At 67.8% G+C, this 26,661-nt stretch carries 19 protein-coding genes; 12 read left to right on the top strand and 7 right to left on the bottom strand.

The features are described 5' to 3' along the window. Positions 1 to 122 precede the first annotated feature (122 nt). The 7 genes from P5F91_RS26100 (at position 123) to P5F91_RS26070 (ending at position 12,936) form a co-directional block, all read left to right on the top strand. Complete coding sequence (locus P5F91_RS26100; protein ID WP_277908674.1) at positions 123 to 2,927, top strand: M16 family metallopeptidase; 2,805 nt, start codon at positions 123 to 125, stop codon at positions 2,925 to 2,927. Positions 2,928 to 3,098: 171 nt separating this feature from the next. Then, positions 3,099 to 5,417, top strand: a complete 2,319-nt coding sequence (locus tag P5F91_RS26095) for an ATP-binding protein (RefSeq protein WP_186454678.1) — start codon at positions 3,099 to 3,101, stop codon at positions 5,415 to 5,417. A gap of 155 nt (positions 5,418 to 5,572) precedes the next feature. Beyond that, the gene (locus P5F91_RS26090; RefSeq protein WP_246134321.1) at positions 5,573 to 6,886 is read left to right on the top strand and encodes a pentapeptide repeat-containing protein; all 1,314 of its coding nucleotides are present in this window, start codon (positions 5,573 to 5,575) and stop codon (positions 6,884 to 6,886) included. A 195-nt stretch (positions 6,887 to 7,081) separates the two neighbouring features. Continuing rightward, complete coding sequence (locus P5F91_RS26085) at positions 7,082 to 7,324, top strand: hypothetical protein (protein ID WP_145610126.1); 243 nt, start codon at positions 7,082 to 7,084, stop codon at positions 7,322 to 7,324. 273 nt (positions 7,325 to 7,597) lie between these two features. Further along, positions 7,598 to 10,021 (top strand): response regulator, encoded by a 2,424-nt coding sequence (locus P5F91_RS26080; RefSeq protein WP_145610125.1) that lies wholly within the window; start codon positions 7,598 to 7,600, stop codon positions 10,019 to 10,021. Between the two features lie 107 nt (positions 10,022 to 10,128). Next, a complete protein-coding gene (locus P5F91_RS26075; protein ID WP_145614985.1) occupies positions 10,129 to 10,563 on the top strand; it encodes a response regulator in 435 nt (144 codons plus the stop codon). Positions 10,564 to 10,659: 96 nt separating this feature from the next. Continuing rightward, positions 10,660 to 12,936, top strand: a complete 2,277-nt coding sequence (locus P5F91_RS26070) for a putative bifunctional diguanylate cyclase/phosphodiesterase (RefSeq protein WP_277908673.1) — start codon at positions 10,660 to 10,662, stop codon at positions 12,934 to 12,936. Here P5F91_RS26070 and P5F91_RS26065 read toward each other — a convergent pair. The 3 genes from P5F91_RS26065 to ald all read right to left on the bottom strand — a co-directional run bounded on the left by P5F91_RS26065 (position 12,933) and on the right by ald (position 14,789). After that, positions 12,933 to 13,274, bottom strand: a complete 342-nt coding sequence (locus tag P5F91_RS26065; RefSeq protein WP_145610122.1) for a cupin domain-containing protein — start codon at positions 13,272 to 13,274, stop codon at positions 12,933 to 12,935. The two genes, P5F91_RS26070 and P5F91_RS26065, sit on opposite strands and share 4 nt — an antisense overlap. Before the next feature lie 28 nt (positions 13,275 to 13,302). Continuing rightward, entirely contained in the window at positions 13,303 to 13,497 is a 195-nt protein-coding gene (locus tag P5F91_RS26060) for a hypothetical protein (protein ID WP_145610121.1), read from the bottom strand. 176 nt (positions 13,498 to 13,673) lie between these two features. After that, the gene (gene ald / locus P5F91_RS26055) at positions 13,674 to 14,789 is read right to left on the bottom strand and encodes an alanine dehydrogenase (protein ID WP_088873209.1); all 1,116 of its coding nucleotides are present in this window, start codon (positions 14,787 to 14,789) and stop codon (positions 13,674 to 13,676) included. A gap of 160 nt (positions 14,790 to 14,949) precedes the next feature. On the opposite strand from ald, the gene P5F91_RS26050 reads away from it, so the two are divergent. Together P5F91_RS26050 and P5F91_RS26045 are read left to right on the top strand one after the other, a co-directional pair. Next, on the top strand, positions 14,950 to 15,456 hold the full coding sequence (locus P5F91_RS26050) for an Lrp/AsnC family transcriptional regulator (RefSeq protein ID WP_088873210.1): 507 nt from the start codon (positions 14,950 to 14,952) through the stop codon (positions 15,454 to 15,456). 110 nt (positions 15,457 to 15,566) lie between these two features. Further along, a complete protein-coding gene (locus tag P5F91_RS26045; protein WP_277908672.1) occupies positions 15,567 to 16,301 on the top strand; it encodes an SDR family NAD(P)-dependent oxidoreductase in 735 nt (244 codons plus the stop codon). 383 nt (positions 16,302 to 16,684) lie between these two features. Here P5F91_RS26045 and P5F91_RS26040 read toward each other — a convergent pair whose 3' ends face one another. Together P5F91_RS26040 and P5F91_RS26035 are read right to left on the bottom strand one after the other, a co-directional pair. Then, positions 16,685 to 17,560, bottom strand: a complete 876-nt coding sequence (locus P5F91_RS26040) for a dienelactone hydrolase family protein (RefSeq protein ID WP_145610119.1) — start codon at positions 17,558 to 17,560, stop codon at positions 16,685 to 16,687. Between the two features lie 71 nt (positions 17,561 to 17,631). Further along, positions 17,632 to 18,897, bottom strand: a complete 1,266-nt coding sequence (locus P5F91_RS26035) for a CaiB/BaiF CoA transferase family protein (protein WP_277908671.1) — start codon at positions 18,895 to 18,897, stop codon at positions 17,632 to 17,634. A gap of 188 nt (positions 18,898 to 19,085) precedes the next feature. Between P5F91_RS26035 and P5F91_RS26030 the strand changes: the two genes are divergently transcribed. The 3 genes from P5F91_RS26030 (at position 19,086) to P5F91_RS26020 (ending at position 21,240) form a co-directional block, all read left to right on the top strand. After that, entirely contained in the window at positions 19,086 to 19,484 is a 399-nt protein-coding gene (locus P5F91_RS26030; protein ID WP_277908670.1) for an acyl-CoA thioesterase, read from the top strand. A gap of 101 nt (positions 19,485 to 19,585) precedes the next feature. Then, entirely contained in the window at positions 19,586 to 19,894 is a 309-nt protein-coding gene (locus P5F91_RS26025) for a hypothetical protein (protein ID WP_145610116.1), read from the top strand. Between the two features lie 257 nt (positions 19,895 to 20,151). After that, positions 20,152 to 21,240: a GGDEF domain-containing protein gene (locus P5F91_RS26020; protein ID WP_186454676.1), complete on the top strand. Its 1,089-nt coding sequence runs from the start codon at positions 20,152 to 20,154 to the stop codon at positions 21,238 to 21,240. Between the two features lie 30 nt (positions 21,241 to 21,270). On the opposite strand, the gene P5F91_RS26015 is transcribed toward P5F91_RS26020, so the two are convergent. Beyond that, positions 21,271 to 21,957 carry a TetR/AcrR family transcriptional regulator gene (locus P5F91_RS26015; protein ID WP_145610114.1) on the bottom strand — a complete coding sequence of 229 codons (687 nt, stop codon included), beginning with the start codon at positions 21,955 to 21,957 and terminating at the stop codon, positions 21,271 to 21,273. Positions 21,958 to 22,270: 313 nt separating this feature from the next. Next, on the bottom strand, positions 22,271 to 26,644 hold the full coding sequence (locus P5F91_RS26010) for a response regulator (protein WP_145610113.1): 4,374 nt from the start codon (positions 26,642 to 26,644) through the stop codon (positions 22,271 to 22,273). Between the last annotated feature and the right edge of the window lie 17 nt (positions 26,645 to 26,661).

Genomic DNA, 26,661 nt, shown 5'->3' with positions numbered 1-26,661 from the left:
CCCAGACGATGCGGCCTCGTGCACACTGGCCGGCCTGCCCATTCGGTGGGCAATGTTGTGGTGCGCCCCCGCAGGGTGTGTCCTGCGGCGGGTGTGTGCGGGTGAGAAAGAAAGGGACGACTTTGGCCTCTGGTAAGACCTTCCTGGCGGCGGCCCTCGCCACCAGTTGCGCCCTGTCCGCGTTGATGGCGCCTGCTCTCGTTCCCGCTGTGGCGTATGCCGCGGACCAACCCAAGGTCACCGCCCCCGCCAAGGCGGGCAAGGCCGATTTCGCCGCCCCCAGGGCGGTCGCCAGCGTCGAGGGCATCACGGAATACCGCCTGGCCAACGGCCTGCGCGTGCTGCTGTTCCCCAGCGAGGCCAAGTCCACCATCACCGTCAACGTCGTGTACCGCGTCGGCTCGCGCATGGAAGGGTATGGCGAGACGGGCATGGCCCACCTGCTGGAACACATGATGTTCAAGGGCACGCCCGATCACCACGACATCCCCCAGGAAACGCAGAAGCGCGGCTTCCAGAACAACGCCACCACGGCCGAGGACCGCACCAATTACTACGAGACCTTCGACGCACGGCAGGACTATCTGGACTGGGCCCTGGGCCTGGAAGCGGACCGCATGGTCCATTCCTTCGTCGCCCGCAAGGATCTCGACAGCGAGATGACGGTGGTGCGCAATGAGATGGAGATGCGGGAGAACAACCCCGTCGGCATCCTGATGGAGCGCATGCACTCCTCAGCATATCTCTGGCACCACTACGGCCATTCCACCATCGGCGCGCGCTCGGACGTGGAGAACGTGGACATCGGCCACCTGCAGGCCTTCTACCACCGTTATTATCGGCCGGATAACGCCACCCTGGTCATCGCCGGCAAGTTCGACCCGGCCAAGGCCCTGGCCAGCGTGCAGGCGGCCTTCGGCGCGCTGAAGAACCCGGCCGAGGCGCTGCCGCCGGAATATACGGTCGAACCGGCACAGGATGGCGAGCGGTCCGTCACCCTGCGCCGTGTGGGCGACACGGGTTACGAGGGGCTGGCCTATCACATCCCGGCCGCCACCCATCCCGACAGCGCCGCGCTGTCCATCCTGTCCTTCATCCTGGGCAGCACGCCCTCGGGACGCCTGCACAAGGCGCTGGTGGAGCAAAAGCTGGCCACCGGCGTGTCGGCTTCGGCCGAAAAGCGTGTGGACCCCGGCCTGGCCATGGCCCTGGCAGAGGTGCCCAAGGGCGGCGACGCCGCCAAGGTGCTGTCGGTCATGACGGGCGTGGTGGAGGGCGTGCACGACCATCCCATCACGGACGAGGAGGTCGACCGCGCCAAGACCCGCATGCTGAAGAATTACGACCAGTTGATGGATAACCCCGGCGGCGTGGCGCTCAGCCTGACCGATGTCATCGCCCAAGGGGACTGGCGCCTGCTGTTCGTGGGGCGCGACCGCATCGCCGCGGTGACCACGGCGGATGTGCAGCGCGTGGGGGAGACCTATTTCCGCCAGGCCAACCGCACCGAGGGCCACTTCATTCCGACCGCGGCGCCGGAGCGTGTGGACATCCCGGTCGCGCCCACCGCCGCGTCCCTGGTGGATGGCTACAAGGGGCGGGAGGCGGCCGTGGCCGACACCGTGTTCGACAGCAGCCCGGCCAACATCGACACCCATACCCAGCGCCTGGAGTTGGCGGACGGTGGCAAGTTGGCCTTGCTGGCCAAGCCGGCCCGGGGGCAGGCGGTAAACCTGGTGATCCGCCTGCGCTATGGCGACGATGCCAGCCTGACGGGGAAGGACGCCGCGTGCGAGGCGGTGGCCAGCATGCTGCTGAAAGGCACGACCAAGCACAGCCGCCAGCAGATCGCCGACCTGCTGGATAAGATGAAGGCCAATTTGGCCATCTCGTCCGGTACGCAGCAGACCAGCATCGCCGTGCGTACCGACCGCGCGCACGTGGCCGAGGTGCTGGCGCTGGTGTCCGAGATCCTGCGGGAGCCTGCCTTCCCGGCCGATGAACTGGAGCAGTGGCGCGCCGCCACCATTTCCGATCTGGAATCGTCCCGCACCGATCCCCAGTCCCTGGCCAGCAACGCCTTCGACCGGGCCTTCGACACGACGCAGCCCGACCACCCCGGCCATATCGACACGGTTGACGAGTGGATCGCCAAGATCAAGGCGCTGAAGCTGGAGGAGGTGAAGGCCTTCTATCACGCCTTTTACGGCGCTCGTGGGGCCCAGGTGGCTGTGGTGGGCGACTTCGACGCCGCCGCCATGCCGCAGCTGGTACAGGCGGCCCTGGGCGGATTCGTGGCGCCGCAGCCTTACACCCGCATTCCCGAGACCCCCGCCCAGGTGGCCGGCCTGGACCAGGTGATCCAGACGCCGGACAAGGCCAACGCCATCCTGCTGGCCGGTCTGCCCCTGGCCATGACCGAGGATGACCCCGACTACCCCGCCCTGCTGATTGCCAATCGCATCCTGGGGGGCAGCACCCTGCATTCCCGCCTGGGCGACCGTGTGCGGCAGAAGGAGGGCCTGTCCTATGGCGCCGGCTCCGCCCTGTCGGTCGGGGCCATCGACCACGTAGGTCGGCTGACACTGCAGGCCATCGCCGCCCCCCAGAACGTGGCCAAGGTGAAGACGGCCTTCAGCGAGGAATTGGCACGCCTGGTGCGCGACGGTGTCACAGACCAGGAACTGGCGGAGGCCAAGAGCGGTTTCCTGGATCAGTTCCGCATGGGCCGGACAGAGGATGCGCGCCTGGCCAGCCTGCTGGCCACCAACCTTTACCTGGGTCGCACCATGGCCTGGTCGGCGGAAATGGAAGCCAAGGTGGCGGCGGTGACGTCGGCACAGGTGGCGTCGGCCCTGCGCACCCGCATCGATCCGGACAAGCTGTCCTATTTCCGTGCCGGGGACTTTGCCAAGGCGACGAACTGAAGCTCTGCCTTTGGGCGTATCCTGGCCGGCGGCGCCACCCAGCACGGAATACCTCCTCTAGTCAGGGGCGCATGGCCGGGTTAGCTTGGCGCCCCGGCTATGGACGGCGGACCGGGCAGCGGCTTCATGCGGCGTAGGCGTGCGGCCAGACCCCGGCGAAGGGATCGAGACGTGGCGGATGGCGAGGACATAGCGGCGGGGGGACGGGGCATCGCGGCCGCGATGCCGACGCCGGCCGGTCTGCGCGTGGCCGCTCCTCAGCGCTCGGCCCGGACCTCCTCTTCAGCGCTGGGGGTGCGCGGGCGGCTTTTGCTGGCCGCCGTCACCCTGTTGTTGCCGCCCCTGCTGGGCGGCGCCCTGCTACTGGGCGGGGCCTACACGCGGGAGCGCCGGGTGGCGGAACGCCACCTTGATGAGACGGCCCACATGCTCGCCCTGGCGGTGGACCAGCAGTTGGGGCAAAGCCAGGCCTACTTGCGCGCGCTGATCGCGTCTCCCGCCCTGGCGCACGGGGATATCGCGGCGCTGGAAGCCCAGGCCAGGGCCATCGACCTGCCCAAGGGCTACTGGTTCCGTCTGGCGTCGGCCAGCGACGGCCGGGTGCTGATGAACACCGCGCTGCCGCCGGGAACGCCGCTCTCGGGCGGCCAGTTGGGTCCGAACCTGCGTGCCGCGCTGGAGGCGAGGCACAGCCGTGTCGGCAATCTGTTCAACAGCACCCTCACCAACCAGCAGGCCATCGCCCTGCACGAGCCGGTGTTCCAGAATGGCGCCCCGGCCTACATCCTGTCGCTGGTCATGCCATCGACGGAATTCACCCAGCTGTTGACGGACCAGCAGCTGCGGGCCGGCTGGATCGGCGCCGTCGTCGACCGCTCCGGCGTCATCATCGCCCGTACCCGCGATCCCGAGCGTTACGTCGGGCAGAAGGCCCGGCCGGAATTCGTCGAGGCGTATGCCAAGCAGACATCGGGCCGCATGCCCGGCGTGTCGCTGGAGGGCATGCCGACCATGGTTTCTTTCCGGCGCACGCCCAGCCAGGATCTGGTCGTGGCGGTCGCCGCGCCTCGGGACGAGTTGGGGCGGGAGGCTTGGCGTGGCCTGTTGTTGGCGCTGACGGGGGCGGTGGCCTTGTTGGCGCTGGCCCTGGGCTTGGCCCTGCGCTTGGCCCGGGGCATCACCTATCCGGTGGAACAGTTGGCCGCCCGGGCGGCCGCGCTGGGCCGTGGGGCTCCCGTGCCGACGGAGACACTGGGCTTGGCCGAGGCGGATGCCGTAGCCCAGGTGCTGGCCGACGCCAGCCAGCGCCTGGCCCGTTCCAGCGCCGAGCAGGAGGATAAGGTGCGGGCGGCGGTGGCGGAGGCGGAGAGCGCCAACACCGCCTTGTTCCAGGCCCACCGCATGGAGGCCGTGGGCCGTCTGACCGGCGGCATCGCCCATGATTTCAACAATCTGCTGCAGGCGGTGTCCGGTTGTCTGGACATGCTGTTGCGCCGGGCCCCGGATGATCGCAGCCGCGACCTGATTCGCGCCGGCATGCAGGCGGTCGACCGGGGGGCCGGTTTGACCCGCCAGCTGATGGCTTTCGCCCGCCGGCAGGCCCTGCGTCCCGAGCCGGTGGACGTGGCCGAACTGGTGCGCACCATGCGCCAGCTGCTGATGCACGCCCTGCGCGCCGACATTGTGTTGGAAATGGTGCTGCCCCAAGGGCTTTGGCCAGCCATGGCCGACAGCGCCCAGTTGGAACTGGCGTTGCTGAACGTGGCGGTGAACGCCCGCGACGCCATGCCCAACGGCGGCGTGCTGCGCTTCGTGGCCGAAAATGTGCACTTGGCGCCGGACCAGACGGAGGATGCGCTGAAAGGCCAGTTCGTGCGCCTGGCCATCACCGACACCGGCTCCGGCATCGACCCTGCTGTGCTGCCCCACGTGTTCGAGCCCTTCTTCACCACCAAGGAGGTGGGCAAGGGTTCCGGCCTGGGCCTGTCTCAGGTCTATGGCTTCGCCCGCCAGTCGGGCGGCACCGTCCACCTGGACAGTGTGCCGGGCGTGGGCACCACGGTCACCTTGTTCCTGCCCCGCGCTGCCACCGCTCCCCGCCGGCCCCCGGCACCGGCCGAGGCCCGCCCGGCCGACCGGGTAGAGACGCGCACCGTGCTGGTGGTGGAGGATGACGCCACCGTGTCCGCCACCGTGTCGGCCAGCCTGAAGGAACGCGGCTTCACCGTGCTGCAGGCCTCGCGCGCCGACCAGGCCCTGGCCCTGCTGCAGGATGGCGACACCATCGATATCCTGTTCTCGGACATCGTCATGCCCGGTGGCATGAATGGCGTGGAACTGGCCAAGGTCGCCCGGTTGCTGCGGCCCGAGCTCGCCGTGCTGTTGACGACGGGCTATGCGGAAAACCTGCCGCCGCTGGAAGGCATGCGCCTGCTGCCCAAGCCCTACCGCATGGACCAGTTGCTGGACGCCCTGGACGCTCTGGACTGACATTCCGCCGCCCTATGCGGATTTTCCAGCCGGCTTTCAGTTTCCATTAACCCGCCGCGCCCATACTCCATACCGGCGGAGCGACCCCGCCCATTTGGGATTGGCCCGGAGGGCTGTCCCGCATGCCTGTTACTTGGTCGCGAGCGGATGGTTCCATGTTCGGCGCCCAGCTGACCCAGATTATTGATGAGCACGAGCGCTGGTTGGCGGCCAAGCCGGGCGGGCGCCGCGCCAATCTGGCGATGCTCATCCTCCGCGGCATTGACTTGTCGAACCGCAACCTGTCCCGCGCCCAGTTGGGCGGGGCCGACCTGTCCGGCGCCATCCTGACGAATTGCCGGTTGGAGGGGGCCGACCTTTATGGCGCCGATCTCACGGATGCCGACCTGACCCAAGCCTGCCTGGCGGCGGCCGACTTGCGCGGCTGCGCCTTAAGGGGCGCTCTGCTGGACCGCACGGATTTGCGCGGCGCCGATTTGCGCTCCAGCGACATGTTGATCGCGGTGCCTGATGCCGGGGGGGAAGGCGAGGGAGCGGCGGAGGTGCCACGCTCCGGCCAGGGCATCGTCTTCCGCCAGGCTCATCTGGGCCGCGCCTTGTTGGTGGGGGCCCGCCTGCCCGGTGTGGTCATGCTGGAATGCGACATCACCGGCGCGGTGCTGCGCGGCGCCGACCTGCGGGGTGCCGACCTCACCGGTTCCGTCCTGCGAGAGGTCGATTTGACTGGCGCCGACCTCAGCCAGGCCAACCTCTCGGCCGCCCGCCTCAACGGCGCCCTGCTGGTGGGCGCGCGGCTGGGGGGGGCGTGTTTCGCCGGTGCCGACCTCGTGGGGGTGGAGCTGGGCCATTGCGACCTTAGCGAGGCGTTGCTGGATGAGGCGCGCTTCTCCCGCCCCCTCGATTCGCTGGCCCTGGATATGCGCCACCGCGTCCACGACCACGAGCGCTGGATAGACAGCGGCGGCGCCCGTGGCGCCCGTGCCGAGTTGGAGGGCGCCAATCTCGACGGTGCCGATCTGCGCGGCGCACGGCTGTCGGGCGCCACCCTGCGCGGCGCGCATCTGCGGGGCGCCCTGCTGGGCGGCGCAGACCTGACCCTGGCCGACCTTTCCGGTGCCGACCTGACGGAAGCCAGCCTGCGCGGCGCCGTGCTGCGTGGGGCCACGCTGGGTCATGCCCGGCTGGCGGGCGCCGACATGGCCGACGCCCGCCTGGACCCCGCGGATATCCTGCAACCGGACGGCCATCCCAACGGCCGGTCATGGCCCGCCGACCTGACTGGCGCCGACATGGCTGGGGCCAGCCTGTGGCGCGCCCAGCTGCAATACGCCAACGTCACCGGTGCCGACTTGCGCGGCGCCGATTTGGCGCAGGCGGACACCACCGGCGTGCGCTTTGCCGACGCTCGCCTTGACGGGGCGGTGGGCCTGGACCGCCCTGAGCTGTCACCGTCGGCCCGGGTGGGCTGAAACCGGTCCCGACACGCTTCCCCGAACCCTTGCCCATCTCCGTCCCGGGTCATAGTGAACCGGCGTCCAGCCAGTACTCTTGGCCGGTATTACTCACCCAAACCGCATAGACCGAATTAATGGGCGCTAAACGAAGCGTCTTTGATTACGGTCCCTTCTATCAAGTCGTCCATGGGAAGCGGGTGGGAGCGTTAGATGAACGATCGACTAAGGCCGGAATTGCGGGAACTGGCGGTCAAGATCGCAACGTCATACGCCCGGTCCAATCCCGTCAGTGTCGAGGCGTTGCCTTCGGTCATTGTCATGGCGTACCAGGGGCTTGAAGCCTGCATCGCGCCGCCGCCCCCGCCACCGCCCGAGCCGGTGAAGCGCGGCCGCCGTGGCGCCAAGGCGGCCGCCAAGGCCCCCGGCCGCGGGCGCAAGGCGGCCAGCCGCTAAGGCTGCGCTTTACTCTCGATTCTTTTGGTCCACTGTTGCGGTCCGGTGACGTTACACTCCCGGATCGACCGCCGGATTGTGCGCGGCTGGATTGGCCGGGCCCTGTCATGTACAGTGCGCTGAGCACAAGGGTAGGGCGCGCTTGGCGCCGTGCCCCGATGGGGTCCAATCATCCAGCGGCATAAAGGTGCCGACACGTCGATCCATGGCTGTGACCAGCGGTTCCAAACGACAGCAGGCCGTCACTGCCCACCGCCCTGAAGACGGGCGGCGATGACGTCTGACCTCGATTCCCTGTTCCTGGCGGAGGATGCACCGGCGACGCGCGCGCCGGAACTGCCGCCCTGGCCCATCCTGGTCGTCGATGACGACGAGGAAGTGCACATCATGACCCGGCTGGTGCTCAGCCGGCTGACGTACAAGGGCCGGCCGTTGGAATTGCTGACCGCGCGATCGGCGGCCGAGGCGGCGGGCATCCTGACCAAGCGCGGCGACATCGCCGTGGCCCTGCTGGACATCGTCATGGAAACGGATGATGCCGGCCTGGTGCTGGCACGGCGCATCCGCGAGGAATTCGACAACAACGACGTGCGCATCGTGCTGCGCACCGGCCAGCCCGGCCAGGCGCCGGTGCGCGACGTCATCGTCAATTACGACATCAACGACTACAAGGCGAAGACCGAGCTCACCTCGGAGAAGCTGTTCATCACCATCATCACGGCGCTGCGGTCCTACGACAACATCCGCACCGCGCGCGAGGCGCAGAGCGCCAGCCGGCTGAAGTCCAGCTTCCTGGCCACGATGAGCCATGAGATCCGCACGCCCATGAACGCCGTGCTGGGCATGCTGGAACTGATGTCCCATACGGGTCTGGATGATGATCAGATGGAGATGCTGTTCACCGCGCGGGACGCGGCCGGCACCCTGCTGCGCATCATCGACGACATCCTCGACTTCTCGAAGATCGAGGCCGGGCGCATGGACATCGAGTGCCATCCGGTGGCGCTGGGTCCGCTGGTGGAGGGTGTGGCCGACATGCTGGCGGCCCAGGCGCGCAAGCGCGCGCTGGACCTGCACGTGCACATCGACCCCGCCATCCCCGAGTTGCTGATGGGCGACCCGTTGCGCCTGCGCCAGGTGCTGTACAACCTGACGGGCAACGCCATCAAGTTCACCGAGAAGGGCGGCGTCACCCTGTCGGTGCGTTGCCTGCCCGGCGCGGCGCCGGGCCGGGCGCGGGTGCGGGTGGCGGTGCAGGACACCGGCATCGGCATCGCCGATGATGTGCAGAAGCAGCTGTTCCAGCCCTTCACCCAGGCCGAAAGCTCCACAAGCCGCCGCTTCGGTGGTACCGGCCTGGGCCTGTCCATCAGCCGCCGCCTGATCGATTTGATGCAAGGCAGCATCGGCTTGGACAGCGCGCCGGGCCAGGGGTCCACCTTCTGGTTCGAGATAGACCTGGCCGTTGCCCAGGAACAGCCGGTGGCGGCACCCCAGCCGGCCCTGCCGTCGCTGGCCGGCATCACCGTGCTGGTGGCGGCCGAGACCCAGGCCCTGCGCGACACCGTCGCCTGCTATGTCGAGGCCGCCGGCGGCCGGGTGGCGGGCGAAGGCCAGCCTTGGAACGTGGCCGTGGTCGTTCCCCGGCCTGGCGACGTTTGGCCCGACCTGCCGGCGGGCAAGCCGGCGGTGTTGGTGGCAGCGGCGGATTCGGTGCGGCCGGCGGGCCTGCCGTCGGGCACGGTGCAGATTGGCCGTCCGGTGCGCCGCGTGCCCCTGATCCGCGCCGTGGCCTCTGCAGCGGGGCAGGAGACGGCGGCCCGCGCTGTGGCGTCGCCCTTGCGCCAGGGGCGCGGCGAGCCGCCGCCGGTCGAGGTGGCCATGGCGCAAGGCCGCTTGGTGCTGGTGGCGGAAGACCAGCCCGTCAACCAGATGGTGATCCGCCGGCAGCTCAGCCTGTTGGGCATCGCCGCCGAGGTCACCGAGGATGGGCGCCAGGCCTTGGCCGCTTGGCGCACGGGCCGCTTCGGCCTGGTGCTGACCGACTGCAATATGCCGGAGATGGACGGGTTCGAGCTAACCGCCGCCATCCGAGAAGCGGAAACGGGCACCGGCCTGCGCACCCCCATCATCGCCCTGACGGCCAACGCCATGGCGGGGGAATCCCAGCGCTGCCTGGCGGCGGGCATGGACGGCTTCCTGGCCAAGCCCCTGGAGCTGGACCGGCTGGATCGCTGCCTGGCGCAATGGCTGCCGCCGTTGTCGGACAGCGGTGCGAAGGCCGCGCCGCCGCCGTTGGTTGACACGATGCCAGGGTACGCGGTGCAGCGGGACACGACGCTGGGGGACACGACGCCGGGGGATACGACAGCGGTGCTGAACCTGGCCCGCACCCTGGAATTGTTCAGCGTACTGGATGACGAGGCGCGGGCCTTCCTGAGTGACTTCCTGGGGGCGGCGCGCCCGCTGGCGGACGGCCTGGACCAGGCCTTCGCCCTCGGTGACGCGGGTGCCGCCCGGCGCGAGGCGCATGCCCTGGCCGGCGTGGCGAAAAGCGCCGGGGCCGACGTCCTGGCCCGTGTGGCCGACCGAGTGGAAGAAGCCCTGGTCCAAGGGAAGGTTGATGAGGCGCGGCTGGCGGCAAAGGCTGTTCCGGGCGCGCTGGAACAGGTCGCAGCGGCCATAGCCTCTTTATAAGAAGACGACCACCGACATTTCTGCCTATACTAATCCTGTATTCCCGGGCTTCACGTTCAGGGAGCCGGGATGGGGCGTGTATTCATTCCTCGTTAAAATAAAATTGTTTGGATTTGAAGGCGGCGGCCGTTTGGGGATGGCAGATGGGTGCGATTTCATTCAATTTCCGCAGCTCGCTGGTGATTGAGGATCAAAGTTTCATCCGTGGTGTGGTCGTCCGCATCCTGCGGCAGCTGGACTTCGGCACGGTGATGGAGGCGGAGGACGGGTCGTCCGGCCTGAACGTGGCCATGGAACGCCGGCCGGATGTCATCATCGCCGATATCGACATGGCGCCGGTCGATGGGTTGACCTTCCTGCAGCACCTTCGGGAGCGTGAAACGCAAGGACATCACATTCCTGTGGTTTTTCTGACCAATCGCGCGGACAAGGTAACGGTTTTGAAGGCCAGGGATTTGGGGGTGGACGCGTTCATCGCCAAGCCTGTCACCCTGGTGAACCTGCGGGAGAAGCTGCAGGTGGTGATGGCGCCGCGGCGATAGGCAGGGATAGCGGCGGGGAATGGGAATGGCGATGGCGCGGGGCGAGGGAAACGGGGTGGGGCGGACGCCGGCGGTTTCACCGGCGAAGGGCGTGCCGTGACCAAGCCCCACGCCATCCGTTCCAGTGTGCCGGGCCCCCGGCTGTTGGGCATCCGCCTGCCGCGCTGGGTGTGCGCCTGGCGCGTGCGCCACGCCCGCCGGCAGGAAGCGATGCGCCGCCATCAAATGACCGTGGTCTTCTGGCGATCCCTGGCGGTGCGCCAGGCGGCCCTGGCCCTGCTGTCTGCCCTGGTCATCGGCGCCATCCTGTCGCTGATCCAGGGCATCGCCCAGGCGGAGCGGGAGCGGGCCAAGTTCGCCAACGCCGGCCGCATGGTGCTGGACCTGGTGGAGAACACGGCCAGCGCCGCCGTGTGGAACCTGGATCCCGACCTGGCGTCCGGTCTGGTTCGATCCGTCCTGGCCATCGACGGCGTGCGCGCCGTGCGCCTGGTCGAAATGCCAGACCGGGTGCTGGCCGATGGCGCGCGTGACCTGCCGCCGGCGGAGGAGGGCGGGGCCTTCTGGCGCGGCTGGCTGTCTGGTGCCCGGTTCACCTCTGTCTTCCAGGACCTGGCGCGGACCCAGCGCCTGCTGTACCGCCCCGCCGGCAGCCCCCGCAACAGTCCCATCATTGGCCGGCTGGAGCTGGAGATGGATACCAGCCGGGCGGCGGCCGACTACGCCGCCTTCATCCGCACCACGGTGCTGGGCGGCCTTGTGCGCGACCTGGCGCTGGGCGTGGTGCTGGCTTTGCTGCTGCACACCTTCCTGACCCGGCCGCTGCGCGCCGTGGGCCTGGCCGTGGCCAGCATCGATCCGTCGCGCCCAGGGGCCGCCCGCCTGCCGGACTTCCCCCGTCAGGCGGATAACGAGCTGGGCTATCTGGTACGCCGCTTCAACGAGGTGCTGCGCCTGTTGGACCGCAGCCGCTCGGACATGGAACAACTGGCGACCCATGATGTCCTGACCGGCCTGCCCAACCGCCTGCTGCTGCAACGCCGCCTGGAAGAGGCGCTGAGACGGCGGGAGCGGCGGCTGTACAATCCGGAATTGGCCCGCCAGGAAGACCCCTGCGGCCGCATCGATCGCGCCGGCGGGCGCGGCATTGCCCTGTTCTTCCTGGACCTGGACCGGTTCAAGCATGTGAACGACAGCCTGGGCCACGACGTGGGCGACCGGCTGCTGAAGGCCGTGGCGGGGCGCCTGCGCGACTGCATCGGCGAGGACGACATGCTGGGCCGCCTGGGCGGCGACGAGTTCCTGGTGGTGACGGAAAACGCGCTGGAGCCGGTGGATGCCGCCGTGCTGGCGGAGCGCCTGCTGAAGGCTCTGGAATCGCCATTGATGGTGGAGGGCGGGCACCTGCTGCACGCCGGCGCCTCCATCGGCGTGGCCCTGGCCGGCGAGGGCCCCCCCAATGGCGACGCCGATACCGCCAGCACCCTGCTGCGCCAGGCCGACACGGCCCTCTATGCCGCCAAGGCCGCTGGCCGCGGCCAATACCGCTTCTTCTCCCGCGAGATGAGCGAGCGGGCGGAGAACCGGCTGAGCACCGAGGCCAACCTGCGCCAGGCGCTCAGCATCGGCTCGTTCGAGCTGTACTTCCAGCCCAAGGTGCGCGCCGCCGACCAGGCCCTGGTGGGGGCGGAGGCGCTCGTGCGCTGGAAGCACGACGGCCAGCTGGTGCAGCCCGGCGCCTTCATGACCGTGGCCGAGGATTCGGGCCTGATCATGGAACTGGGCAGCTGGGTGCTGGAACAGGCGGTGCGCGAGGCCACGCACTGGACCAAGCTGCTGCCAGACTTCCACATCGCCGTGAACGTCTCCGCCCGGCAGATCATCGCGCCCGGCTTCGTCGAGCGGGTACGCGACTGCCTGGCGCGCAGCGGCGTGCCCGCCGACCGCATCGAGATCGAGGTGACGGAAAGCGTGATGGTGGACAGCGCCCGCTCGCTGGAGGTGCTGTGGCGCCTGAAGCGTCTGGGCGTGCGCATCGCCGTGGACGATTTCGGCACCGGCTTCTCCTCGCTGTCCTACCTGCGCCAAATGCCCATCGACACGCTCAAGATCGACCGGGCCTTCGTGCAGGACCTGCCGCGCGACAGCGCCATTGCCGCCATGATCCTGACCCTGGGCGCCCGCCTGGGGCTGGAGGTGGTGGCGGAGGGCGTGGAGCGGGAGGAGCAGCTGGCCTGGCTGGTGGCCGAGGGCTGCCCCGTCGTCCAGGGCTTCTTCATCGCCGAGCCCATGCCCGCCCGCCAACTGGAAGCCCGCTTCCTGCACCCGTTGGTCATGGCGCAGGAAGAGAGCCGCGAGGGGCGTAGCGCCTAGGCGGGCTCTCCGCCCTTGGGCCCCCAGAACAGCACCCAGGTGGCGAAGTCGTCGCTGAAGTCTTCGAAGCGATGCTCGGCGCCCGCTTCCACGAACAGCAGGTCGTGCGGTTGGAAGGGCCGGTGCTCGCCGTTCTTCACGAAGGTGCCGGTGCCGCTGATGATCACATAGATTTCATCGCGGACATGGGGGCCTTGCGGGTCGTGTCCGCGCGGGCCGTAGACGCCCACCTTCATGGTGCCGTGTTCCAGCAGGTACTGGAACCGTTCTCCCGCCGGGACATCGGGCAGGGTCGCCAGAGCGGGGGCGGCGGAAAGAAGCCAAGGCGGGGTCTGCATCGCGGGCCTTTCTGTCGGTGTGGGACGATCAGGCGCCGGCCGAGGGCACGGCGGTGTCGTGTTCCTGCTTCATCCGCCGTTCCTCGCGATCATTTTCCAACTTCAGTTTCCGCGTCCGTTCGCGGATTTCCTCTTCCTTGGCCTCAAGTAGGTCAGACAGGTTCCAAAGGCCGAAACCGCCACCGAACAAGAGAAGTAGCAAAAGCCCATCGGTAAGTGTCATTGGCGCCCCCACAAGACAAACACAAATACAACTTAGACGGTGCGTCGCCGGGCTGGCCAGGGAAAATGCTTGAGTTATGGCATCGCAGATCGACTGGGGCAGGGGAGCGGGCAGCGAAAAGGCCCGGCGTCGCCGCCGGGCCTTCGCATTCAACTTAATCGCTGATTCAGAGGGGATCAGGCGATGGCCTTGTCGGCGGCCAGGTAGCGGGCGTCGCCCTCTTCCACCAGGGCGGGGTGGGTCAGCTTGCCGCGGAACACGTTCAGGCCGTTGCGCAGATGCACGTCGTCGGCCAGAGCCTGCTGCCAGCCCTTGTCGGCCAAGGCCAGGACGAAGGGGGAGGTGGCGTTGTTCAGGGCGAAGGTGGAGGTGCGGGCGACCGCGCCCGGCATGTTGGCCACGCAGTAGTGGATGACGCCGTCGACCACATAGGTCGGGTCGGCGTGAGTGGTGGCGTGCGAGGTTTCGAAGCAGCCGCCCTGGTCGATGGACACGTCCACCAGCACGCTGCCGGGGCGCATCTTGGCCACCATCTCCTTGGTGACGACGCGGGGGGCGTTGGCGCCCGGCACCAGCACGGCGCCGATCACCAGGTCGGCGTCCAGCACCGCCTGCTCGATGGTGTCGATGTTGGCGTAGAGCGTGTTCACGCGGCGGCCGTACTGCTGGTCGATCTGGCGCAGCCGATCCAGCGACTTGTCCAGCACGGTCACTTCCGCTTCCAGACCCACGGCCATGCGGGCAGCGTTCAGGCCGACCACGCCGCCGCCGATCACCACCACCTTGGCGGCCGGGGTGCCGGGCACGCCGCCCAGCAGGATGCCGTTGCCGCCGTAGCTCTTCTCCAGGCACTTCGCACCGGCCTGGATGGACATGCGGCCGGCGACCTCGCTCATGGGCGCCAGCAGGGGCAGGCCGCCACGGGCGTCGGTCACGGTCTCATAGGCGATGCAGATGGCGCCGGAAGCCAGCAGCAACTCGGTCTGTTCCGGATCGGGGGCCAGGTGCAGGTAAGTGAACAGGACCTGGCCGGGGCGCAGCATGCGGCACTCGTGCGGCTGCGGCTCCTTCACCTTCACGATCATGTCGGCCTTGGCGAAGATTTCTTCGGCGGTGTCCACCAGGGTGGCGCCGGCGGCGGCGTACTGCTCGTCCGTCAGGCCGATGGCGGTGCCGGCATTCTTCTGCACGATGACCGAGTGGCCATGGGCCACCAGCTGACGCACATTGCCGGGGATCAGACCAACGCGATACTCGTGGTTTTTGATTTCCTTAGGAACGCCGACCAGCATGGTTATCTCCCGGATCATCTGGGTTGGCGCCGCCTGTCCGGTCGCGCAACCGTTGCCTCGATTTCGGAGCCCAAGATAAGGCCGAAGGCCGGTGCATGTCCTTGCGTTGAGGGTTAGGCCTGGCGCACAATGCGCAAGGAATCATCGTTAAAGGCATATTATGCGGCAGAGCCTGCGAACAACGGTGCTGGATAGGATTGATCGTGCCATCCTGGCCCGCCTGCAGGAGCATGGCCGCGTCCCCAATTCGGAACTCGCCGCCCATGTCCACCTGTCGGAAAGCGCCTGCCTGCGCCGGGTCAAGGCGATGGAGGAGGCGGGGATCATCAGCGGCTACACCGCCATCCTGGATCCGGCCTCCTGCGGGCGGCCGGAAAGCGTGTTCGTGCAGGTGACGCTGGAAAAGCAGACGGAGCCCTACCTGCGCGCCTTCGAGGAGGCGCTGGCCACCTGCCCGCAGGTGATGGAGTGCTATCTGATGTCCGGCGACAGCGACTATCTGCTGCGCGTGGTGGTGGCGGGGGCTGCCGATTATGAAGCCCTGCACAACCGCATTCTGACCCGCCTGCCGGGCGTGGCCCGCGTCCATTCCAGCTTCACCCTGCGCACTGTCATGAAGCGCACAGCCCTGCCGTTGGCCGACGTGGTGACCGTGGGCGGCGATTGACGGGCGCGACGCCAGGCCGTAAACCGCAAAGCCAGCCGTTGCGGTGAGGGATGGGCACCTCGCGCCCACCGTGTCGCCACGAAAACCTTTATCCGAGGAAAGCGTCCCGCATGACCGAGCCTGCCTCCAGCCCCCCTACCGGCCGCCTTAAGGGCCGTGTCGCCGTCGTCACCGGCGCCTCGCGCGGCTTGGGCGCCGCCGTGGCCAAGGGGCTGGCGGCGGAGGGCGCGCACGTCGTGCTGATCGCCCGCACTGTGGGCGGGCTGGAGGAGGTGGACGACGCCATCCGCGCCGCTGGCGGCACCGCCACGCTGATCCCCCAGGACATGGCCGCCGACCCCGCCCAGCTGGATGTGCTGGGCCCGGCCTTGCTGGACCGATTCAAGCGGGTGGACATCCTGGTGGCCAACGCCGGCATGCTGGGCGCCATCGGCCCGATGGCCCATGCCGACGTGAAGCAGTGGGACAAGGTGCTGGCCTTGACGCTGACAGCCAACATGCGCCTGATCCGCACGCTGGATCCCCTGCTGCGCGGTTCTGACGCGGGCCGCGCCGTCTTCATTACCGACCGCTATGGCCATGAGCCGGTGGCCTACTGGAACGCCTACGCCGTGGCCAAGGCGGGGCTGGAGATGATGGCGCTGACCTACGCGCAGGAGGTGCTGCAGAGCCCCCTGAAGGTGAACCTGGTGGATCCCGGCCCCATGCCCACTAAGCTGCGAGCCCAAGCGTTTCCTGGGGAAAAGCCGGACACCCAGCCGCCGGTCACCCGCGTCGTACCCACCATCCTCGACCTGGTGGCGCCTGACAACACCCGCCATGGCGAGTGCATCGCCCTGTACTGAAGCGCTTGGGATTTCGGGGCCGTCCATTCAAGGGTGGCACACGCATGGCAGGGCATGCTTACGCTCCGCACCGTAGTGATATTGGTCACAGCCGCAGCGGTTCACCGGGCATAGTCTCCTTCTCGTACCGGGGATGGCCCCAACCTCTCCGGTGCCCGAGACGGCGACCTCGGTCCCGTTTCTGCTTCCCCGTCCGGGTGGGTTGCTCCCCGCGCCCAACCCGGCCTCTTAAAAGGCCCGCCGCTCCCCCGCAGGCGGGCCTTTTTTCTTTGTTCCAGTTCCTCAGGCGCCGGCAGCCGCGTCCTCGATTTCCAGTCCGCTACGCTCCCCGGAAATCTCCGGCGGACGCGGTCGCGTCCTGGGGCCGGAGAGAATGGCCTTGGCTAGGCGTGCGGCACGTAGGGCACGCCGTGCTTCTTGAACCACTCCAGCATCTGCTTCCATGCCACCTTGGCGTCCGCGGGGTTGTAGCTGGGGCGGTAATCGGCGTTGAAGCCGTGGCCGGAATCTTCGAACACCATCAGCTTGCAATCGCTGGCGGCCTTGTCGCCCTGGGCCAGGGCGGCCCGCATCTGATCCACGCTGGCGACGGGGATGCCGTCGTCCTTGGCGCCGTACAGGCCCAGGACCGGAGCATTAAGCTGGTTCACCAGATCGATAGGGTTCTTGGGATGGGCGGCGTCGGTGTTGCCCACCAACCGGCCGTACCAGGCGGCGCCGGCCTTCAGATCGGGATTGTGCGCGGAATAAAGCCAGACGATGCGCCCGCCCCAGCAGAAGCCGGTGATGGCCATGCGCCGGGTGTCGGCCCTCCCATCGGTTTTCACGAAGGCGACGGTGGCATCAAGGTCGGCCATGACCTGCTCATCCGACACCTTGGATACGATGTCGCGCACCAGGGTGGGGATGTCCGGCACCTTGGTGGCATCCCCCTGGCGGAAATACAGGTCGGGGGCGATAGCGTAATAGCCCGATTTGGCCAGGCGCCGGCAGAGGTCGCGGATGTGCTCATGCAGGCCGAAGATTTCCTGCACCACCAGCACCACGGGATGGTGCCCACCCTGGCCCGCCCATTTGGGCACGGCGCGGTATGCGCCCATGGTGGCGCCGCCGGCCACGGGCACCTGCACCATGCCGGCCTCCAGATTGTCGGCGTCGGTGATGATGGTTTCGGCCGATACCGGCAGCACCGCCAGCGCGAATCCCGCTGCCAGGCCGGCCGTGGTGAAGCCGCGTCGGTTGATCACGTTATCTTCCATGGAAGTCGCCCCTTCGTCGTTGTTATGGCTGAACTCTTACCGCAAGCCCCTGCGCGCCGCATCCTTGCCGCTCACAAGGCGCCGGTATGCCGCAGGTGCCGGATTTCCTCCTCATCCAGCCGCAGCCAGTCCTGCAGCACGGCGTCGGTGTGCTGGCCCAGGGTGGGCGGGGCCTGGCGGTAGTTGACCGGCGTGTCGCTGAACTTCATGGGGCTGCCGATCAACTCCACCGTGCCCGGCAGGCCGGCACCCGGCGCTCCCGTCCCGCCCGCCTGGGGGTGGGGCAGGGTGACGCGCATCCCACGGGCGGCCACCTGCGGGTCGGCGAAGACCTTGTCGATGCTGTTGATGGGGCCGCAGGGCACGCCCAGCGGTTCCAGCGCGTCGATCCAGAATTGGCTGCTCTGCCCCTGGATGACGGCGGCGATGGCGGGCACCAGGCTGTCGCGGTTGCCCACCCGCGCCTGGTTGGTGGCATAGCGCGGGTCGCTGGCCCAGGCGGCGTTGCCGGTCAGGTGGCAGAAGCGGGCGAACTGCTCGTCATTGCCGATGGCCAGGATGATCCAGCCGTCACTGGTGGCGAAGGTCTGGTAGGGCACGATGGTGGGATGGGCGTTGCCCACGCGCGGCGCCAAATGGCCGCTGGTCAGGTAATATTGGCCCGGATGGGACAGCCAGGCGACCTGGGTGTCGAACAGCGACAGGTCGATGGCCTGGCCCCGGCCGGTTTGGTCGCGGTGGCGCAGGGCCGCCAGGATGGCGATGACGGCGTAGGTGCCGGTCATCAGATCGGCGATGGCGACGCCGGCCTTCAGTGGCTGGCCCTCCGGCTCTCCCGTCAGGGACATGAAGCCGCCCATGCCCTGCACCAGGTAGTCGTAGCCGGCGCGGGCGGCATAAGGCCCGGTATGGCCGAAGCCGGTGATGGAACAGTAGATCAGCCGGGGGAAGGCGTCGCGCAGATCCTCATAGCCCAGGCCATAACGGCCCAGGGTGCCGGTCTTGTAGTTCTCCACCACCACGTCGGCGTGGCCGATCAGTTGCAGGGCCAGCGCCTTGCCCGCCGGATTGGTGAAGTCCAGGGTCAGCGAGCGCTTGTTGCGGTTGGCCGACAGGTAGTAGGCGCTTTCCCGGGTGTCCTGCCCGGCATCGTCCTTGAGGAAAGGCGGACCCCAGGCACGGGTGTCGTCCCCCTGGCCCGGCCGTTCCACCTTCACCACGTCGGCGCCAAGATCGCCCAGGATCTGCGTGGCGCTGGGCCCCGCCAGCACGCGGCTCATGTCCAGGACCTTCAGGCCGGTCAGCGGGCCGGTGGCGGGGATGGGCGGCTGGGTCATGGGCGCAGGTCTACCTTCTGTCGGGGATGCCTGGCTGTGGGGGATGCCTGATCTGCACGGCGGCGATCTTACACGGCGGACGCGACCAGCGCCTAGATGGCATCGGTGTTGTTAAGCCCAGGCTTCCCCTGCGGGCCGTTTCACGCTCTGATATCCCAATCGTTTACCTGCCGAACCCGAGGCCCCCGATGCTCGATAAGAACGCCAAGATGCCCGACGAGGTCCCCGTCATCCGCACCATCGCCATGCCGGCCGATACCAACCCCGCCGGCGACATCTTCGGCGGCTGGCTGATGTCGCAGATGGACTTGGCGGCGGGCAACGTGGCGGCCCGCACGGCGCGGGGCCGTGCCGCTACGGTGGCGGTGGACGCCATCGCCTTCCTGGGCCCGGTGTTCGTGGGGGATGAGGTCAGCCTGTTCGGCCGCCTGGTATCGCGCGGCCGCACCTCCATGCGCATCGAGGTGGAGGCCTGGCGCCGCAGCCGCGATGCCGACGACACCAACAAGGTAACCGAGGCGGTCTTCACCTTCGTCGCCATTGACGAGAATCGCCGTCCCCGCCCCCTGCCGATCGCGGGGGAATAAGCGGGCGGGAACTGGGGACCCGGACCAAAGTTCCCTCGACACCAGGGGCAAGGCGCGCGCACTCTACCGTCGCCCCTTTTGCTGAAGTCAGAGCTGGTTTCATGGCCGATCCCCGTGACGAACTGCTGCGCCAGATCCGCGCCATCCGGCGGCGGATCGACCCGGACGTCCTGGAAAAGGCGGCCGCGGCGGCGGAGCGCATGCAGACGGCGCGAGCAGCCGCCCCGGCTGAGGAGTCCTCGGACGTTCCCTTTGACCGCCAGGCCGCGCGTGACGTGGTGATGACCTTTCTGCAATCCCGCCATGATGGCGGCCGCTTCGCCATGAAACTGATGGAAGAAATGAAGAAGCCCGAGGCGGCGGCCAAGGCTTACGGGCGGGCGGCGGCAAAGCCGATCCGTAAGACATGAGGTGGGAAATAGTGTTTCCTTAAGGTGATATTAAATTGCTTCGGAGGCGGGGCCAAGGTAGCGCCAGTTAAAATTCGTCCATAGGCTCAGGATGGGATTGTCTATCCTGCCTGGATTAGCCTTATCCTGCGGCATCGTGGCGGCGTGATCATCGAAATACTGGCGTAGTCGGGATGGGCCCGTGCGGTATAATCTGCCTCAGGATAATTCCATCCGGCAGGTGTCGCGCCGGGATGGGGAGACAGGGAACAGACCCGGTGGGCCACCACATCAAACAGGTCGTCTGGCCCGACCGGGCCTATGTCGACTACAAGTTCGATCACCACCGGCTGTTCAGCACCATCATGACGGTGGCGACCTCCATCACCGTCAGCGGCCTGTGGGGATGGGACTACGTCATCGATGCCGAAGGGGCGCGGCGCACCATCGGCTTGCGGTTGGTGATGTCCGTCATCATCGTGCTGCACGCCCTGCTGCTGCATTTCCGGGTGCCACGCCGCCTGACCACGGCCTACGCCTTTATCGGCGCCTTCACGTGCCAGATGCTGTTCATTGAGGTGCTGAACCGCCTGGATCACGGCATGCAGGCCCAATTCTCCGGTTTCCTGTTCTTCACCTTCCTCCCGCTGCTGGTGATGCAGTACGTGCCCTTCACCACCGGTGCCGCCTTCATGGTGCTGATTATTTCCCTGCCGCCGGTGGCAGGGGCCGTGGGCTTCGCCCATGACTTCGAATATGTGAAGTACCCGCTGCTGCTGGGTCCCGTGGGTGCTATGTTCATCTGCGTGCTCTTTGCGTTCGAGCAGATCAACTACACCAATTACGAGAACCAGCGGCTGCTGCGGCTGGTCGCCATCACCGACAGCCTGACGGGCGCCGGCACCCGCCGCTTCATTACCGACACGGCGGCGCGCGAGATGGCGCGTGCCCGGCGCTACGGCGGGCCGCTATCGGTGCTGATGCTCGATATCGATCATTTCAAGCGCATCAATGATACCTGGGGGCACCAGGCCGGCGACCAGGCCATCCGTGCCGTGGTCGACCTCTGCCGAGGTGCCATCCGCGACACCGACGTCATCGGCCGCTTCGGCGGCGAGGAATTCGTGATCCTGCTGCCGCAGACTGACCGGCCGGAGGCGGAGCGGGTGGCGGAGCGCCTGCGCTGCGCCGTGGCGGCCGCATCTGTCGTCCTGGCGCCGGACGTGTCCGTGACTCTGACCTGCAGCCTGGGCGTCACCACGCTGTCCGCCAACGACCACAGCGTGGACACCCTGCTGGGCCGTGCCGACCAGGCCCTCTACGCCGCCAAGAACGCCGGCCGCAATCGTGTCTCGGTGGCGGCATAGACTTTAGCGTTTCAATCGAGCGATCGCACCCTAAGCCGGGTACAGCGCGTCGCTATGGATGCGCAGGGGTTTGGCCACCGGCTGGGGGGCGACCTTCGCCGGGCCCAGCACGGCGGCCACCAGGCGCTGGGTCCAGCCGGGTTCGTCCAGCGGCTGGTGGCGGATCAGCAGGCGGCTGTAAAGGGTGTTGTACAGCAGTTCCACCACCACCGCCTCGTCCAAGTCGGCTGGCAATTCTCCCGAGCGCATGCCCAGGCGCACAATCTCGCGAATGCGTTCCCGGCGGGGCTGCAGGACCTGCGTGCAGTAGGTCTCCAGCACTTCCGGATTGCTTTGCCCTTCCACGATGATGCTGGCGATGACCCGGCCCATGGGACCCGCCATGGTTCCCGCCATGACCGCCAGCAGGCTTTCCAGGTCGCGGCGGGCGGAGCCGGTGGCGCGAATGGGGGCCGCCACCTCCACCACTTCCAATAGCGAGGCGACAGCCAGCGCGCCTTTGGTGGGCCACCAGCGATAAATGGTGGTTTTGGCGCAACCGGACCGGGCGGCCACCGCCTCGATGGTGAAACCGGCCAGGCCCGCTTCCACCAGTAGGTCGTAGGCGCTGCTGAGGATGGCCTGTCGCGACTTGTCACAGCGCGGACGGCCACGGCCGGAACGCTGCTGGGTGGCAGGGCCGGGGCCTGGGGCGTTGGCGAGGGCGGTGGCGGTCATTGGGCGTCTGCGCTTTCACGGCATGGGAATTCGAAAACGGAAAGACGATCCAACCCCAGCGACGGTTTCCAAACGCGGTGGAAAGGGTGCGGCGGCGCTTGGAACGACGGCGTTTCGGGGGACGGCAGCCACTCCCTGGCTTGGCTGCGTGGCGTCTTGTCCCGCCCCTCTTAACGCATCAGATCGCAACAAACAAGATGCGAGCGGGCAACAATGGGTCATATTATTTGCGATTGAGCAGGAAACTGAGCAGGAAACAGTGTCATTGCCCGCTTCCGCTTTCGCCAGTTCGGGCACAGGCTTGGGCGATGGTTCAATCGTCGGTACTGTTGGCGCTGGGTTCCAGGGCAGGGCGGTCATCACCGATGAAACGTTGGCGCAGGGCGGCCCAGGCCGGGGGGCCCTCGCGCACGATGCGGTCGAGGGCCGTCTGGGCGCCGGCCGGGTCGCCGCCCACGCAGGCCTGGTGCAGATCGCGGCCCAGGCGCTGCAGCCGGCGCAGGCCGACATTGCCGGCGGTGGAGACCAGGTCGTGCGCCTCGCCCTGGATGGTGCCGAGGTCTACGCGGGGATCCAGGGCCCGCAGGCGGTCGATGCGGGCCATCCCATTATCCGCGAAGCCGCGCACGAGGCTTTGAAAGGCTGCGGCGGGCACCGCGGCGCCCAGGCCGGACAGCACGCCGGGGTCGAAGGCTGGCTCCAGCCGCTCCGTCGGTTCCGGCGGACCGGCAGCGTCGGGGCCGGCGGCTTCAGGCGGGAGCGGGGCCGGCTGTCCCACCCAATGTTCCACCTTGTGCAGGAACTGCTCCTGATCGAAGGGTTTTGACACATAATCGTTCATGCCCGCCGCCAGGTATTCCTCACGCATGCCCACCATGGCGTTGGCCGTCATGGCGATGATGGGCACCTGGGCGCAGGGTCCACCGGTGCGGATGGCGCGGGTGGCGGCCACACCGTCCATCACCGGCATCTGCACATCCATCAGGATCAGGTCGTAGGCCCGGCCGGCGCAGCGGCCCACGGCCTGCTCCCCGTCCATGGCGTCGTCGACCGCATAGCCTTCCCGTTCCAGCATGATGCGCGCGATGGCGCGGTTGGTCTCATTGTCATCGACCAGCAGGATGCTGTGCCCTTCACCGGGATGGGGGACGATAGTCGGTACCTGGTGTCCCGCCGTGGCCGTCGCCCGTGTCCTGCCACGGGTGGCGGCGCTCGCGCGGCTGGCGGGGGCATTCTGCTGCACCAGGCGGGTCAGCAAGTCCTTCAGCGTGGTCAGGCGCACGGGTTTGGTCAACACGCCATCGAACATGCCCTTCATCTTTCCCAACTCGCCACCGATGGAGGTGACCAGCACCATCTTCACCCCGGCGTAGGCCGGGTCCTGGCGGATTTGGGCGGCGAAGGCCAAGCCGTCCATGATGGGCATGGCTTGGTCGACGAAGATAATGTCGAAGGCGCGGCCTGCCTGGGTGGCCAGCTCCAGCTGGCGCAGGGCCGCATTGCCGCCCGAGGTCGTGACGCACTCAATGCCTAGCCGGTTCAGGTGGCTCTCCATCACCGCCAGGTTCAGGGGCAGGTCATCGACCACCAGGGCGGTTCGGCCGTTCAGCACGGGCGCGCGACCGCCACGGCCCTTGGCCGATACGACCTCCAGCGGGATGGCGAAGCTGAAGGCGGCGCCCTGGCCCGGGCTGCTGGTCACGGCGATGTCGCCGCCCATCAGGCGCACCAGCTGGTGGGAAATGGCCAGGCCTAGGCCGGTGCCGCCGAACTTGCGGTTGATGGAGGTGTCGGCCTGGGTGAACTTCTGGAACAGCCGCGCTTGCTGGTCCTCCGTCATGCCAGGGCCGGTGTCGGTGACGGAGAATTCCAGCAAGCGGCTTTTCTTATCGGCGCCCTTGGCCGCCACGGGCGCGACCTTGATGCCCACCTGGCCCGTGGCCGTGAACTTCACGGCGTTACCCGCCAGGTTCAGCAGGATCTGGCGCAGACGGGTGGGGTCGCCGCGATAGATGCCGGCGGCCTTGGCATCGACCAGGCTGGTCAGGTCCAGCTTTTTCTCCTGCGCCCGGGTGGCCAGGATGGCGACCACACCGTCCACCACGTCGCCCACGTCGAATTCCAGCATCTCCAGCTCGACCTTGCCGGCCTCCAGCTTCGAGATGTCCAGGATGTTGTTGATGATGTTCAGCAGCGCCTCGGCGCTGTCATAGATGGTCTCGGCGTAGGTGCGCTGGTCATAGGTCAGGTCGGTTTCCAGCAGAATCTGAGTCATGCCCATGACGCCGTTCATGGGCGTGCGGATTTCATGGCTCATATTGGCCAGGAACTCCGACTTGGCCTGGTTGGCGGCCTCGGCCGCGTGGCGGGACCGTTCCAGGTCGTCGGCCAGGGCCACCAGTTCGCTGGCCTGCGCCTCCAGCCGGCTGTTGACCTCGGTCATCGTCTCCAAGTGACGCCGCCGTTCCGTCACGTCGCGGGAGGAGGCGACGAAACGCGCGCCCTCCACCGGGTCGGTGATCAGGCGGGCCACCGTCTCCAGCCACACGGTGGAGCCATCGGCCCTGATGACCCGGAACTGGTAGGTGACGGGCTCGCCATTCGGGGCGGCGAGCAGGCGGCGTTGCGCGTCGGCCAGGATGGGAATGTCCATGGGTTCGGTGAACTCCACCGTGCGCCGGCCCATCACCTGGTCCACCCGCCAGCCCAGCACCCGTTCCACCGAAGGCGACATGTACAGGCAGCGGCCGTCGAGGGCGTGGAGGGCCACGATGTCGGTGGCGTTGTCGGCCAGAAGGCGGAAGCGCTGCTCGCTTTCGGCCAGCGCGGCAGCGCGTGCCTTCTCCGCCGTGATATCGGTCAGGGTGACGGCCAGGCCCCTTTCCCAGGGGACGGCAGAGACCCGCAGCCAGGTGCCTTCGCCATCCAGTCCGCTTTGATGGCGGTTCAGATGCTCAAACGTCTCGGGGGCGTTCTGGCTGACGATGCGGGCGTAGCGCTCGAACATGTCTCCCCCCAAGGGGCCCGGCAATTCCTCCCGCAGGCGCTTGCCCACCAGGTAGGCGGCCGGCTGGCCGATCAAGTGCTCCGCCGCCCGGTTCACCAGCGCGAAGCGGAAGTCGATGACGGCGCCGGTCTTCGGGTCGCGCACTGCCGCCAGAGCGAGGATGCTGTCCAGTGAGCTGTTCATGACGCTGTCCAGGAGGGTGCGCTGCGCCTGCAGGTCGATGCGCGCGCTTTCCAGTTCCGCCACCTTGGCGGCCAGGGCATGGGTTGCCTTGACCTCGGCGGTGCGGTCGCGGCCGGAGCCCCGGAAGCCCAGGAACGTGCCATCTTCACCAAAGCGGGGGATGCCGCTGATGGCGATGAAGTGCGTGTTGCCCTGGTGGTCCAGCGCCGCGTAGGTCAGTTCTCGGAAGGGCTGGCGGGCGGCCAGGAAGGCCTCATAGCGGGCGATGGAGGGATCGTTGGGGTTGGCCGACAGTTCCCGCCGGGTGCGCCCCAGCATGTCCGCGGGATCCAGGCCTATGGTGGTGATGCCCTGCGACATGGCGGAGATGCGCCCGGTTCCGTCCGTTTCCCAGAACCAGTCGCTGGAAATCTCGGTCAGGTCGCGGAAGCGGGCCTCCCGCGCCATCAGTTCCCGGTCCTGCCAGGTGATGGCCTCGGCCATGATGTTAAAGGCGTTGGCCAGTTCCCCCAGCTCGCCGGCACCGGACGGCACGTCCGCGCGAGTGGTCTTGTCGCCCGCCCCCAGGCGGTTCACCGCCTGCTGAAGGGACGCCAGCCAGCGGAGCACCGTGCCGCTCACTGCCGCCCAGGCCAAGCCCATGGCCACCAGGGTCACGGCCAGGGCCAGCAGGGCGATACGTTCGGAATCCCGGTTCACCTTGGCCAGCACGGCGGCGCGGTCGAAGCCGATGATCACGCGCATGCCGGTGGAGGGCAGGGTGGCGCTGCCCATCAGCTTCTCCCGCCCGTCCAGGTCAAAGGCGCTGCCGGTGCCCTGGTCCCGGTCCAGCGCGAAGCGGATGGTGGGCGTGTCGGCCATCTTCCTGCCGATGACCTCGGGCATGGCGGGCAGGCGGGCCATCACCGCGCCCTCCTTGTCCACCATCAGGAAGATCATGTCGTCCTCGAGGATGACCTTGCTGTTCTGTTCCACCCAATCCAGGTTGAGGCCGGCCAGAACCAACCGATCCACGTCGCCGCCGGGCTTCAGGATGGGATAGGCCAGGCCAATGATGGGCTTGGCGGCGGCTCGGCTTAGCAGGAAGCCGCTGACGGTGGGCTTGCCGCTGCGTGCCGCCTCCTGCAGGAAGGCCCGGTCGGCATAGTTGGGCCAGGGCTGGGGCAGGGAAGAGCAGACGAGTTGGCCGTTGCGGGTGGCGACGTGGATGTTGGCCAGCCAGGGCTGGGCATCCTTCATGATGGCGGCGTCGTCGTTGCAGGCTTCGGGCGGCAATAGCGCGGAATGTGTGGCGAAGCTGGCCGTCAGGTCGCGGACTTGGTCCAGCAGGCGCTGTTCGCTGTTGGCCGCCAGGCGGGCGAAGGACAGGGCGGTGGCTTGCACGCTCGCCACCGCTTCATCCCGGCGCTGCTGAATGTCCCAAGCGAGCAGGAGGATGAAAGGCAGGACCGACAACAGTAGAAACAACAGCAGACGGTGCCGCAAACCGAACCGCATGCATCTCCCCCCGCTCG

Origin of the sequence: Nitrospirillum amazonense (genome assembly GCF_029594735.1) — a bacterium.
GTDB lineage: Bacteria > Pseudomonadota > Alphaproteobacteria > Azospirillales > Azospirillaceae > Nitrospirillum > Nitrospirillum amazonense.
Note: the sequence above shows the minus strand (reverse complement) of the source record. Positions and strands in the feature narration are given on the sequence as shown.